The organism is Coriobacteriia bacterium (genome assembly GCA_003149935.1).
Taxonomy (GTDB): domain Bacteria; phylum Actinomycetota; class Coriobacteriia; order Coriobacteriales; family QAMH01; genus QAMH01.
Map to the genome: position 1 here is coordinate 41,382 of QAMH01000009.1, position 12,970 is coordinate 54,351.

Annotated in this window: 9 protein-coding genes, 1 tRNA gene and 1 other RNA gene; all 11 read right to left on the reverse strand. The window is 58.6% G+C overall.

Annotation, left to right across the window (positions count from 1 at the left end):
* Positions 1–27: 27 nt before the first annotated feature.
* The 11 genes from DBY20_08460 to DBY20_08510 all read right to left on the reverse strand — a co-directional run bounded on the left by DBY20_08460 (position 28) and on the right by DBY20_08510 (position 12,818).
* Entirely contained in the window at positions 28–2,274 is a 2,247-nt protein-coding gene (locus DBY20_08460; GenBank protein ID PWL77807.1) for a hypothetical protein, read from the reverse strand.
* Between the two features lie 30 nt (positions 2,275–2,304).
* On the reverse strand, positions 2,305–3,987 hold the full coding sequence (locus DBY20_08465; GenBank protein PWL77808.1) for a hypothetical protein: 1,683 nt from the start codon (positions 3,985–3,987) through the stop codon (positions 2,305–2,307).
* A gap of 11 nt (positions 3,988–3,998) precedes the next feature.
* On the reverse strand, positions 3,999–6,287 hold the full coding sequence (locus DBY20_08470; protein PWL77809.1) for a hypothetical protein: 2,289 nt from the start codon (positions 6,285–6,287) through the stop codon (positions 3,999–4,001).
* Between the two features lie 2 nt (positions 6,288–6,289).
* Positions 6,290–7,048, reverse strand: coding sequence for a hypothetical protein (locus tag DBY20_08475; protein ID PWL77810.1), 759 nt, complete (start codon positions 7,046–7,048; stop codon positions 6,290–6,292).
* Between the two features lie 50 nt (positions 7,049–7,098).
* A tRNA-Thr gene (locus DBY20_08480) sits at positions 7,099–7,174 on the reverse strand.
* A gap of 357 nt (positions 7,175–7,531) precedes the next feature.
* Positions 7,532–8,140, reverse strand: a complete 609-nt coding sequence (gene rdgB, locus DBY20_08485) for a non-canonical purine NTP pyrophosphatase, RdgB/HAM1 family (protein ID PWL77811.1) — start codon at positions 8,138–8,140, stop codon at positions 7,532–7,534.
* 2 nt (positions 8,141–8,142) lie between these two features.
* Positions 8,143–8,877, reverse strand: a complete 735-nt coding sequence (locus tag DBY20_08490) for a ribonuclease PH (GenBank protein ID PWL77812.1) — start codon at positions 8,875–8,877, stop codon at positions 8,143–8,145.
* Positions 8,878–8,889: 12 nt separating this feature from the next.
* Positions 8,890–9,750 (reverse strand): glutamate racemase, encoded by an 861-nt coding sequence (locus DBY20_08495; GenBank protein ID PWL77813.1) that lies wholly within the window; start codon positions 9,748–9,750, stop codon positions 8,890–8,892.
* Positions 9,751–9,757: 7 nt separating this feature from the next.
* Complete coding sequence (pepF, locus tag DBY20_08500; GenBank protein ID PWL77814.1) at positions 9,758–11,551, reverse strand: oligoendopeptidase F; 1,794 nt, start codon at positions 11,549–11,551, stop codon at positions 9,758–9,760.
* A gap of 98 nt (positions 11,552–11,649) precedes the next feature.
* Positions 11,650–12,031, reverse strand: a transfer-messenger RNA (tmRNA) gene (gene ssrA, locus DBY20_08505).
* Between the two features lie 304 nt (positions 12,032–12,335).
* Positions 12,336–12,818: an SsrA-binding protein gene (locus DBY20_08510; protein PWL77815.1), complete on the reverse strand. Its 483-nt coding sequence runs from the start codon at positions 12,816–12,818 to the stop codon at positions 12,336–12,338.
* Between the last annotated feature and the right edge of the window lie 152 nt (positions 12,819–12,970).

The window sequence follows — 12,970 nt, forward strand, 5'->3', positions numbered from 1 at the left end:
TTCCCTCCGCTCGAAATGACAGCGGGGCTATTTGCGTGCGTTGAACGCCACTGCCTCGAAGCGGACCGTTTCGGTAGTTGGAACGGTCTCGACCACCGTACTCGAGGTGAAGCCGCGATCGGCTTCGACCGAATACAAGTCGACGACCTCGACATCCGCGAATCCCGCGGCCTCCATCTGGCTACGCAGCAGATCTTCGGGGCGTGCCGCTTGGATGCTGTTGCCGATGTTGCGAGCAGCCTCGACTACTGCCTCGTCGCGCGTCACGTCCGACACGATCGTCTCGCAGATAAGCAAGCCACCGGGCTTGAGCACGCGATAAAACTCCTCGAGCGCCTTTTGCTGATCGTAGAGCAGTGTCATAACGTTGTTGATGTAGACGACGTCAACAGTCCCCTCTCCGATGCCAGCCTGCATGAGATCCTCGGGGTAGGCAACCTTGAAGCTCATGTTATTGGCCTTGAGGCCGTTCTTGCGCCACGCCTTCTCGGAATCGACAATGGCCTCCTCGATGTAGCTCGGCGACCAGTCGACGCCGATGACGTGACCCGTACCGCCCACCTTCGCGCTGAACTTGAAACAGCCCTTGCCACGCCTGCACGCCACATCGAGCACGGTCTTGCCCTTGAGCTGCGCAGCATCGGGCAGGGTCATCTTGCTCATGGACGCAAAGCCATACTCGAACTGCTTGCCGCCGTAGTACTCGGCGATCGTCTGGCCACCCGTCGCGGCAGTCTCGCCCGGCTGCATGGCCTCCTCGGCGTTGATGTCGAGCGTACGCACGCGCTCAGCGAGGCTACGGCGATGTTCATCAACCTGGAGCTCGTCATTGTGCGCGTAATACTCCTCATTGCCATAGTGAGCGATGAACTGAGTGGTCGTTTGGCGCGTCGTAATCTCGGCGATCGCAACGAGCATCTCGCGTCCGTTGCCCCAGGCCTCCTCGATGAACTTGATCGCATTGGTCATCTGCGTGTCCGCCGTCTTGACGAGCGGATCGATTGCGTTGACCTCATCGCGGTACGCATCGCTGATGGTCGCGAAGGCATCCTCGCCAGCCACCGTACCCGCAAGTCTGCACTGCTCCACGAGGCGTTTGAGCTTGGCGATGACGAGACCCTCCTTGCGCTCGAAGCTCGGCTTGGCAGTGCCGGAAGCAACCTTGCGCGCCAAGCTCTGCTCGCGCGCCGAGATGACGACTCCAACGGTATCATCCACCGCTGCCCCTTCGAGCAATCTCGGCTTGGCATCGCGCAGGATGTCGCGCAGCTCGATGACGACCTCCTCCTGCTCAAGGGCATGCGCACACGACGTAGAGACTGCATCGAGCATGAGGCCTAGCAACGCCACGCGCTCATCAAACTCGGCACCACGCGCACGGTTAATGATATCGAGTCCCGCCTCACCGGCGAGAATGCTCATGATCTGGTAGTCAGAGCGGTACTTGTCGAAGAGGTTGTAGTACACCGAGAAGCTATCGGCGATGTCGTCGTCGCGCAGGAACTGCCCGATGAGATCGCGGCTGATCGGCTTGCTCATTTCCTCGTAGAGCGCAATGGCCTCGGCCAAATCCTCCCAACCGCGTGCGGTGACGAAGCTCTTGCCACCACCGGGCTTGGACTGCACGAGGTAGAAGCAGTCGGGCTTGGCCTCGAGGAAGGTCGTTACCACCGGATGTATGCCCTTCTGCGTGGCGTAGCGCTTCCATGCGGCATACTCGGGCTCGACTTCGATTTCGCGTAAGCGGTCGAGCGTAACGATGTCGAATTCATGTACCGATTTGTTGTACTCGGGCGGGTTTCCCGCGCAGACGATGATCCAATCATGCGGAATGCGGTGACGGCCAAAGGTCTTGAACTGCAGGAACTGGAGCATCGAAGGATATAGCGTCTCGGAGACGCAGTTGATCTCGTCGAGGAACAGGATGCCCGCATGCAGGCCCGTCTCGCTCATGTAATCGTAGATGGACGAGACGATCTCGCTCATCGTGTACTCGGAGGAGTCGTACTCGAAGCCCTCAAACTCGTTATGCACGATGCGTGGCAGGCCCAGTGCGCTTTGACGCGTGTGATGTGTCATGGAGTACGAAACGATGCCGATCTGAAGTTCCTGGGCAATCTGCTCCATGATGGCGGTCTTGCCAATACCAGGTGCGCCAATGAGGAAGATTGGCCGTTGGCGCGCGGGGTTGATCTTGTACATTCCCGCGTCATCCTTGAGAAGGTAGGCCTCGACGGAGTCCTTGATCTGTTCCTTTGCGTCGGCAATGTTCATGGCCTTGATCCTTTCTTCGAGACCGTCTTATCACGAATGGGCGCGCTCGGCGCTCTTGAATCGGTTGATGCCGTCCTCATCTATCACGACGCGCATGGTCCACGGCGGCACACTTGGCAGATGCGTCTCGCCGTTGTCGATGAAGACGAACGCCACGTCATACGGTGGCATCTTGTCGGGGTAATAGCCCAAACCGTCCGTAAAGTACAAAAGTCCCTGCAAGTTTTCGAGCTCTCCACGGTCTTGCAAGTCGGACACATAATCGAAGACCGGTCTGAAATCGGTGCCGCCGAAGCCCCGCACATAGAAGTTGGCGAGGTACTCCTTGAGCTGCTCAGGGTTCGTGATCTTGGTGTCAGATTGCACGCGCGCATCGCATTGGATGATGTGGATGTTCACCTTGGTACCGAATTCCTCGGAGTTCATGAGAATGTCAAAGGTGTGCTCGATGAAACGCTTGCAAAGATCGCCGCTCACAGACTCGGAGGTATCGATGGCGATGACGAAGTCACGCACGCTCTTCGTCTCCTTGTACTCAAGCGGCTCGACAAGTGGCATATTGCCGTAGAGTTCCAGCCCGTAGGTGTAGAAGATGTAATCGAACTCATCGTCATTGATGCGCATGTCCTCGTGCACTGTCGCGAAACGACGCAGGAAATCGCTGTAGTCGTAGGTCTTGCGGTTGGCGATAGCCAAACTCGAGATGAGATCACGCGCCTCGTCGCCCCATTCCTTGGAGAAGGTCTCGAGGTTCATCTCGATCTGACGACTGATCTCCTCCCACTCCTTTTCCTCGTGAGCATTCTCGTCGTTGACCTGCTGTTCCGTGTCAGTCTCGCTGCTCGAACCCTCAAGCTCGTCATCACTCGTATCGAGCCCCGAGCCATCGACGTTAGAGCTCGCGTCCTCGGCATCGTCGTCTTCGGAAGCCTGCTCGTCATCACCATCATCCTGACCTTCTTGTTTCTGGTCGGAGGAGGGATCGGACTGGCTCATGTCCATATCGCTCGTCGACTGCAGGCTCTGGTCGCTCGTATCCGCCACCTCGTCGGCGTTGTCGTCCTCCTCGCCAATCTCCTCGATATCACCAGGCTTTTCTTCGCCCTCCTGGTCATTGAAGGCTGGCCACGACTCATGGTTGTCGCGTTCGAACAGTGCCTGCATCTCGACGATGTTGCTCTTCGAGTAGCTGAAGTAGCTCGTCCCCTCCGGATTCTTCATGATGCGGTCGAACAGGTGGTAGAGCTTGGCCGGCATGAGCGTGCCCACGGTCTGCCTTACCTGCGAGAGATATTGCTCGCGGTCCGCATCCTGCTCGCTTGTGAAGCGCGTCGCGCACATCTCCATGGCAACGCTTTCGACGATGACGTCGCAGGCTAGCGACCATGCCTCTCGGTTGCGTAGATAGTCGCGATTATACGGATGGCGAAAAATGCAGTGCAGGACCAGGTGCAGGTAATCACGCACCGCCTCGTCGAAGGACTCTTCAAAGCGCGCCAACACGCTGTAAGGTTCAAAATAGATGTTCTTGCCGTCCGTCGAGAGTGGATAGCGGGCATGCGCGTGCACGGGAACGAGCTCCATGCGCCATAACGCAAGGTCGAGAAAGCGGAACTTGAGCATGAGCTGGACGCGACATTCCTCGATGATATCGGTGGCGAGACGCGCAGCCCGATTGAAGCGCTCGGTCTTCTCGTCGGTAATGTGCGCCACGCCGCGTCCCCTTACAAGTCGAAGTCCACGGCGCTTCGTTGGAACAGCCGCCGTTTTATCTCAAGAAGGTATCCCGTCATTGCCGCATCTTGAAGCTTGCCGATGTGGTCAATGACATCAAGCAGATTATCCTTGTTCAGAATCTCCAATTCAAGAAGCTCGTCAATTGCCGTGCGATCGTCATGGCGCGTAATCGCCTCGCACACTTCCTCAAGGTTTTTGGTAAGGACTTGCGTGAGCATAATCTTGTTGGTGCTGCTCATGAGGATGGGATCAGCCAGGCGCTCTATCGCGAGTTTGGCCTGCCCGTATACGTCGAAATCATCGTGCGCACCACTCGTCTTCTTGTCGAATTCGTGCATGTTGACAATCGCGCTGTCGTAGTGCTTGAAAATGCGCGCCAGGTCGACCGAGCTGCTCAGGTTAAACGCAAGCTGGATTTCGTGCGCGCTACGCGGGGCATCCGGAAAGTAGAAATCGAAGCTTGCATGGCCCTCATGGGGCTCGTCCAGATCGATGTGGAAGTGCTCCACAAAGCAATCGAGGCTCAATCCGCGCATGCCGACGTGCCGAATGCGATCGCTTAGAAACAGCTCACGCAGATGACGAGCGCCGCCAAAGGCATAGGGATCGATGGCGCTCACATCCTCGGGAATCCTCACGCTTTCAACGCCATCGGCATAGACGACGACGTGCGAGCCACCCTCATCATGGCGCTCGATGAGCAGCCCGGGGACAGAATAGAAGCGCTCGTTGCCCTCCTCGACGCCGATGCTCGTGAGGGAAGGGGCCTCGTCACCGTTGTGCGCGCCATGCGTGATGAGCGCGGTGTTGCCAAGGCGCTTCAGCTTGCGGGGAATGAAGGCGCGCGAAAGCGAGGTGTCGAGGAAGGCCTCGTCGCCCACCTCCTCGAGCGTCGAGGGAAAGTCGGCGATGGCAAGCTCGTGGCAATCGCGGAAGGCCGCATCCCCGATGCGCAGCAAGCCCTCGGGCAGCGTGACCTTCGTGACGTGCGCATGATGCGCGAAGGCATGCGGCTCGATTTCGATCGTGCCGGGCTGCACCGCGTACTCACGTGCCTTGTCATCGAGCAGATGCACGAAGTGCTTGCCCTCGGGCGTGTTGCGATACAGACCGCCCTCGCGGTCGATTTCGAGAATGCCACCTGCGGCGATGGAAAAGCCCGCATCATCCCCGGAAAAGCCGAGCTTGGTGTCGGCCGCGATGCTATTGCCCAGCGTCTCGAGCGTCGCGGGCACGCGCAAGGTCTCGATACCCGTCCCGGTGAACGCGTCGTCGCCGATGGACACGAGCCCTTCGTCGAGGGTGACCTGGGTGAGCTTGCGGCAGCGGAAGAAGGCGCGCTCGCCGATGGTGCGCAGGTCGCGCGGAGACGTGAAGCTCTCGAGACCCGAATAGGAGAACGCGTAGTCCTCGATCGTGGTGATGGTGTCGGGGAGCTCGACTTCGTAGAGCTCGGAGCGATTCGCAAAGGCCTTCTTCTCGATGACCTGACAACCATCGGGCACGACGTAGCGCTCGCAAGACAGCGCCAGCACTCGCAGGTGCGCACCCTCGTGTGCGAAGATGGCTTGCCCGTCGGTCGTTATGTAGGGGTTCTCGTCATCGATGCGGATGCTCTCGAGCTTGCCCTGGGCAAAGAGACCCGGCGCGAAGTCGTAGGTGGCAAAGCCGATGACGAGTGTGCGCAGCTGACCCTCGTCGAAGATGCTCGAAGTGACGCGCGCGAGCATGCCGGGCAAGACGAGCTCCGCGAGCTCACGACAACCGCGAACCCACGACGAGTCATAGGTCTCGACGTTGCGGGGTAAGACGAGGCGCTCGAGCTTCATGCACGAGCGAAACGCGCAGTTGCCGATCTTCTCGATCTGCGGCGAGCAGATGATCTCGCGCACCGATTCGAGATACGAGCACGCATCGACGGCTAGCTCGGCCACCGGTTTGTCCTCGATGGTGGCGGGAATCTCGAGCGTGGTGGCATCGGTCTTGCAGCCGATGATGCGCACGTACTCGTCATGCACGGTCACGTACTCCCACAGCGTACCGTCATCGAGCATGAGCGCGCGCTCCTCCGAGCACGCAGCCGCATCCTCGCGAACGAGACGCTCGTGTTCGTCGTGGTTGCGCGCGAAGATCTCCTGCATGCGCTCGACTTCCTCGACGCTTCTCAATCCATCGCTCAGAGCCACGACAGCCACTTCCTTGATTCTCGAGAACTCCTCGTCGCCTTCGGCGTCAAGGCCACCAGTCATAACCGGCATTTCCCTACCCCAGCCCATCTCTAGCGAAAATCGCTCATGTCCTTGAGCAGGAAGGCCTGGTAGTCGAAGCCACCGAGCTTCTCGACGTTCACGACGCAGCTCGTGAAGCGCGCCTCCTCGTCCGTCTCGACAATGGGCGCCTGCCCGTCTGCGGCCACGGCGTCGCAGGGCTGGATGGGACGCGCCTCGAGCGTCTCGTAGGTGGGCATGTCCATACCGGCGTTATGCAGCCAGAGCGCGAAGTTCTTGCGATTCGGGGCCGCCTGGACGACGTTTCCGATTGCGCGCGCCTCGGCGATGACCTTCTTGTCGCGCGGTGTCGTGGCGAGCACCGTCTGACACACGAGTTTGCCGCCCGGTACGAGCAGGCGGCCGATGAGCTTGATGACGTACGCCGGATCGTAGAAAAGGTTGAGGGCGCTATTGACATAGACGTAATCGAGGCTGCCCTCCTCGATGCCGATCTGGTCGATCATCTCAGGATACGCGACGACGAATTCCATGTTGCTCTCGGTGAGCTTGTTCTTCTCGACTGCATGAGCCTCACCCTCGCGGGCGCGCTCGATGAAGGGCTTGCGCCAATCGATGCCGATGACGTGACCGGCCGGACCCACGTGATCAGAGAGCTTGTAGGCGCCCTTGCCGCGGCGGCATGCCAAGTCGAGGACGGTCTGATCGTTCAAGCCGCCGGGAACGAACATCTCGCAGCGACTATCGAGGCCACCTGCCTCGGGAAGCTGCGCGTAATATGCCGCAAGATCGTCGAGCGTGAACGCCATAGATGCCTCCTAGAAGAAAAAGGCCCGCGACGCGGGCCCCAGGTTTTTGATGGTGCCGACGAAGAGACTCGAACTCTTGACCCCCGCATTACGAGTGCGGTGCTCTACCAGCTGAGCTACATCGGCCTACGCGTTTCGCGCAGTTGCACAGTCTATCAGACTCATGTGCGTTTGTGGGAACAAACCCGGCAATTGGTAACGAGGAGGTTTTATCAGAATCAAGTGGCTGTCTCGCTTGTAGCAGGCAAATAATTTTCGATTATGTGTAACCGAGAAAAGCAACATGCAGAAAAAATGCGATTATGTGTAATCGGGAGCCAACAGCGTGTAGATAATTTTCGATTGTGTGGGAGCCGCTGCGTATTCATCCCACATAATCGAAAAAAACATGTAATTGAATCCGAACCATCACACATAATCGAAAAAAACGTGCAGCTGATCCCCCGTGATTACACGAAATCACAAAAAACGTCCCTGTTGTCCTTAGTCGCGTTTCTCGAACTCGCGGATGAAGGCGCGCAGCGCCTCGCCACGATGGGAGATAGCATCCTTTTGCTCGGAGGGCACCTCGGCTGTGGTGAGCTTGCCGTCAAAGGCATCGGCATAGAAGAGTGGGTCGTAGCCAAAGCCGTTGTTGCCGCGCTCCTCGTAGCCAATCCTTCCCTCGCAGCTACCGTGCGCCACGATTTCGGAATCGTCCGTATCGACGAAGACGAGCGTGCAGACGAAGCGCGCCGTGCGCTCGTCATCGGGCACGTCTGCCAGCAGTTCGAGCAGCTTGGCGTTGTTGTCGGCATCGGTCGCGTCTTCGCCTGCGAAGCGGCTCGAGAAGACGCCGGGTGCGCCGTCGAGCGCATCGACGACCAGGCCACTGTCGTCGGCAAGTGCGGGAAGCCCCGTGTTATCACGCGCGGCCAACGCCTTGATGCGGGCGTTCCCCTCGAAGTCATCGGCATCTTCGACGGGCTCCGGATACGTGCCGCAGTCCTTGAAGCTCACGAATTCCCATCCCGTGACCGGGGCGAGCATGCGAGAAATCTCCTCGAGCTTATGAGCGTTATTCGTTGCGATAACGACCTTCTTCGTAGCCATGCCTATTCCTCCAAGGCTCTTCTTTGGTCTGCGAGCAGCTCCTCAATGCCAATGGTCGCGACGTCGAGCATCTTGTTGAGCTTGCTGCGATCGAAGGAGCACTGCTCACCCGTGCCCTGGACCTCGATGATCTCGCCACGCGCGTTCATGATGAGGTTGAGGTCGACCTCGGCGCGCGAGTCCTCCTGGTAGTCCAGGTCGAGCAGGATGCGTCCGTCCACCTGGCCAACGCTGATGGCGGCGACTTGGTCGATGATGGGACTCGTCTTGATCTTGCCGGCGTTCTGCCACATCTCGAGCGCGTCGTGCAGCGCGACCCACGCCCCCGTGATGGCCGCCGTGCGCGTACCGCCGTCCGCCTGCAGCACGTCGCAGTCAACGGTGAAGGTGACCTCGCCGCCCAAGCCGGTCATATCGACTGCCGAGCGCAGGCTGCGTCCGATGAGGCGCTCGATCTCCATGCTACGGCCCTTACGCGTAAGGTGCTCGCGCGACGTGCGCTTGGCAGTTGACGCCGGAAGCATTGCGTACTCGGCGGTTATCCAGCCGGCACCGGCGCCTTTGCGCCACGCCTTGACACGCTCCTCGATGCTGACCGCACACAAAACCTTAGTCGCGCCCGTCTCGATGAGGCACGAGCCGGGGACGTTATCGAGAAAGTGCCGCGTGATCTTAGTGGGGCGTTTCTCCTCGGGACCGCGCCCGTAGGAGCGTCCCAAACCGATATTGAACGTCATATTCTCTCCTGTCTAGAGTTCGTTGACACCCACATAGGTAAGGTCCTCGATAGGCTGGCCGAAGATATGCCCACCGATGGTGCGAAAATCGTCCAAATCCTCACCCGTGGTATAGAAACTGCTATGTTGCGGTATCGAGCCGTCGGCCAGATGACCACGATAGGAAAGCGTCTCGACGACCTCCTTGGCTGTCTCCTCCGACGAGGAAATGATGGAGACGTTTTCACCCACGGCTTGCTGAATAAGCGGGGCAAGCACCGGGTAGTGCGTGCAGCCTAGGACAAGCGTGTCGACGCCGGCCTTCTTGATGGGATCGAGATAATCGCGCGCGATCGTCTGGAATGCCGGGCGCAGGTACACGTCACTTGCCTCGGCTGTGAGCCGCTCGATGGGACTATTGGAGCGACGGATACCGTCCTCGACAATTTCGACGAAGCGCGGCGTTGCCGTGGAAAACGCGGTCACTCCCGCATCGAGATTGCGAATCGTGTCCGGATAGATACCCGAATCAATCGTCGCCTGCGTAGCAATGACACCCACGCGGCGGTTGCGCGTCATGCGAACAGCCCCGCGCGCCCCTGGTTCGACCACGCCGATGACCGGCACGTCAAACTCCATCTGAGCAAGCGCGAGTCCGGCCGCCGTTGCCGTATTGCATGCGATGATGATGAGCTTCACATCGTGCTGGGAAAGCCAGCTGCCAATCTGATGCACGAAACCACGCACCTCGCGCAAATCGCGCGGACCATAGGGGCAACGTGCCGTGTCGCCAAAGAAGATGAGCGACTCCTGTGGCAAGCGCTCGTGGACGGCGCGCGCGACGGTGAGACCACCAAAGCCGGAATCGAATATGCCAATCGGGGCGTTGTTCATAACCCCGTTATCTTAGCGCATCAGCTAGCTCATCGATAAGCTCATCGAAGTAGGCAAGCGCCGCCGCCGTCGGCTCGGGCGTAGTCATGTCCACTCCCGCTCCCTTGAGGAGCTCGATGGGCGTTTTGCTTGAGCCGCCGGACAAGAAGCCAAGATAGTCGGCCACGGCGGGAGCGCCCTCATTGAGGATGCGGTTCGACAGCGCAATGGCGGCAGAGAAGCCCGTCGCGTATTGATACACGTAATACTGGTAGTAAAAATGCGGGATACGTGCCCACTCGACGGCAATCTGGTCATCCACGACAATGTCCGGGCCATAGTAGCTGGCGTTTAGTTCGCGGTAGATCTCGCCCAATGCCTCGGCAGTGATGCCCTCGCCTCGGGCGGCGATTTCGTTGAAGGCGAGCTCGAATTCGGCAAACATCGTCTGACGGTACAGCGTACCCTTAAATTGCTCGAGGAAATGATTAAGAATGTAGGCACGTTCGCGTGAATCGGTGCGTGTCTTGAGCAGATGCTGGGTGAGCAGAGCCTCGTTAACCGTCGAAGCGACCTCGGCCACGAAGATCACGTAATCGGAATACACGGCGGGCTGGCCCTTGCAGCTCAGGTACGTGTGGATGGAATGGCCCATCTCGTGGATGAGCGTGAAGACGTCATCGAGCTGCCCCTGGAAGTTCATGAGTATGACCGGATGCATGCCGTAGCCACCGGCAGAATACGCGCCGCTGCGCTTGCCGGGCGTCTCGTAGACGTCGATCCAGCGCTGCGACAGACCCTCGCGCACGATGGCCAGGTAGTCCTCCCCAAGCGGCGCAAGCGCCTCGAGGATGAGGTCGCATGCCTCCTCGTAGGTGAACTCCATGTCGACATCCTCGACGATGGGCACGTAAAGGTCGTAGAAGTGCAGCTCGTCGACGCCCAGTACCTGCTTGCGCAGCTCGACGTACTTGTGCATGGGCGCGAAATGCTCGTGCACGCAGGAGATGAGGTTGGTGTAGACCTCGGTGGGCACCTCGTTTTGGTCGAGGCAATACTCGAGTGCCGTGGGATACTTGCGCGCGTCCGTGTAGAACTTGAGCTGCTTTGCCTGCGCTCCCAGCGTCGCGGCTGCCGTGTTGCGGAATTGCGTATACGCTGCATACAGGGAGGTATAGGCCGACTTACGTAGCACGCGGTCATCCGACATCATGAGCGGGACGTAGCTGCCATGGGTAACGGGGTGGGTCTCGCCTTGCGCGTCGATGGCGTCCTCGAACGTGAGGTCGGCATCGTTGAAGAGCGAGAAGATGTGCTCGGGCTGCATGGCCATGTCCTGTGCGCGGGCAAGCAGTTCTTCTTCGGCATCGCCCAGAATGTGGCCGCGCTGGCGGAACACGACGTCAAGCGCGCGGCGATACAGCACGAGGTCCGGACAGCTAGCGTAGAAGCGTTCGATCTGCTCGTCATCGAGCTTCAGAATCTCCGGCGCAAACCAGCTCGTGGCAGACGAGACCTCAGTGTAGACAGAGATAACCTGCGCGGAGTAATCCTGATAGGTGGCATTGCGCGTGTCCTCATCGAGCTTGCGCTGCGCATAGTTCACGAACTTGCCGAGCTCGATGCCCACCTCGTCGCTCAGCCGCAGATAGGCAAGCAGATCCTCGGCCGACTTCGAAACCTTGCCGCGAAATGCAGCGAGCGTGGCCGCATAGCCTTTCGCTTCCTCGAGTGCGACGAGGAACGCCTCGTCACCGGCATAGATGCTGGAAAGATCCCAGCGATAGCGCTCGTCGATTTCATCACGCGATTGATAAGCCATGATTCACCGCTTTCCTAATGTTTTTGGTGTTGCAAGACATTGTAGATATAAAAAGACGAACTATCCCCATACGAAGATAGCTCGTCATCTTCTTGTACTGGTGGAGGTGCGGAGAATCGAACTCCGGTCCACGATAATCCTGCGAAAGGTGTCTCCAAGCTCAGTCGATGTTCAGTAGGAAACCGCCAAGCACATCGACAAGCGAAAACGGTTTCCTGTCGGTTCGGTCTTAGCCCGGGGCATACCGTCTACGTCCCCGGGAGCAACCTCCTTTAAATGATCCCGTGCAGATGCCAGAGGTTTAGCAGCTGGTTGGGAGGGCTGAACCTAAATTAGGCAGCCAGGGCGACAGGCTGAGCCTGCGCACCCTTGAAAGAAACAACTTTGCCAGTTAATTGGCTTTACCCCTGTTTAACGTGGCGAGGAGACCACGGCCTGCTGCCCTTCGCTCAAACTATCCTGTCGAAACCAGTCACCCCCAGTTTCAAACCCTTTTCAAAGTCCACCCGCCTCAAGCGGATTTCCCAGTATACGCCCCGCTTACGAGGACCTCAAGCAACAGGTACGCGACAATGTAATCTAGCAGCACCCGATCTTCAGGCAATGCGGTTTCGCTCGCATCCGCACGCTGCCAAGAATGCATAGTCAGTGACCATCTATAGCGTCTTTGTGCCAAAGATGCGGGTCAGTGACCAGATTATCTGGCATCTTGCCAAAGATGCGAGTCAGTGACCCGGTAACTTGGCACTTTGCAGTCAGGCGCGTTGCTTCTTGGCACATCGCCTCAGCGGTTACGTGCCTTCATGGAGCGGGCGATCTCGCGCTTGGCGTCGCGTTCCTTGATGGAGGCACGCTTGTCGTAGAGCTTCTTGCCCTTGCAGACGCCAACCTCGACCTTCACGCGGCCTTCCTCGGTGAAATACATGGAAAGCGGAATGAGGGAATAGCCTTGCTGTGAGGCCTCTTGCTCGAGCTTGAGGATCTCCTTCTTGTGCAGCAAAAGCTTGCGGCGGCGTTCGGGCTCGACGTTGAAGATGGACCCGTTGCTGTAAGGGGCTATGTGCACGCCGTTGAGCCAGGCCTCGCCTTTGCGGATCGTGATGAAGCAATCGCGCAGCTGCGCCGAGTTCTCTCGTAGCGAGCGTACTTCGGTACCAGTAAGTACGATGCCAGCCTCGACGCGATCCTCGACGAAGTAATCGTGTAGTGCCTTACGGTTCTTGGCGATATATGTCCGTTCCTTTTTCACGTGCCGTCCGCCTGTCATGTTTATCCGTACGTCATGTAAGCCATTCTAGAATACTATCCCCCGTTTACGGCTCAAAACCGCCCGTAAATTGTTTGCGAATCGTTTTATCTCTGCAACAGAATGAGGTTTCTTTATAGTAGGTTCGGTGTCATAGCTTCGCTGCGATTTCG

What these genes read in the sequence shown, in the direction of transcription:
- pepF (PWL77814.1), bottom strand. Translation starts at nt 11,551, where the DNA reads ATGGCTTATCAATCGCGTGATGAAATCGACGAGCGCTATCGCTGGGAT.
- rdgB (PWL77811.1), bottom strand. Translation starts at nt 8,140, where the DNA reads ATGGCTACGAAGAAGGTCGTTATCGCAACGAATAACGCTCATAAGCTC.
- DBY20_08475 (PWL77810.1), bottom strand. Translation starts at nt 7,048, where the DNA reads ATGGCGTTCACGCTCGACGATCTTGCGGCATATTACGCGCAGCTTCCC.
- DBY20_08495 (PWL77813.1), bottom strand. Translation starts at nt 9,750, where the DNA reads ATGAACAACGCCCCGATTGGCATATTCGATTCCGGCTTTGGTGGTCTC.
- DBY20_08490 (PWL77812.1), bottom strand. Translation starts at nt 8,877, where the DNA reads ATGACGTTCAATATCGGTTTGGGACGCTCCTACGGGCGCGGTCCCGAG.
- DBY20_08460 (PWL77807.1), bottom strand. Translation starts at nt 2,274, where the DNA reads ATGAACATTGCCGACGCAAAGGAACAGATCAAGGACTCCGTCGAGGCC.
- DBY20_08470 (PWL77809.1), bottom strand. Translation starts at nt 6,287, where the DNA reads ATGGGCTGGGGTAGGGAAATGCCGGTTATGACTGGTGGCCTTGACGCC.
- DBY20_08510 (PWL77815.1), bottom strand. Translation starts at nt 12,818, where the DNA reads ATGACAGGCGGACGGCACGTGAAAAAGGAACGGACATATATCGCCAAG.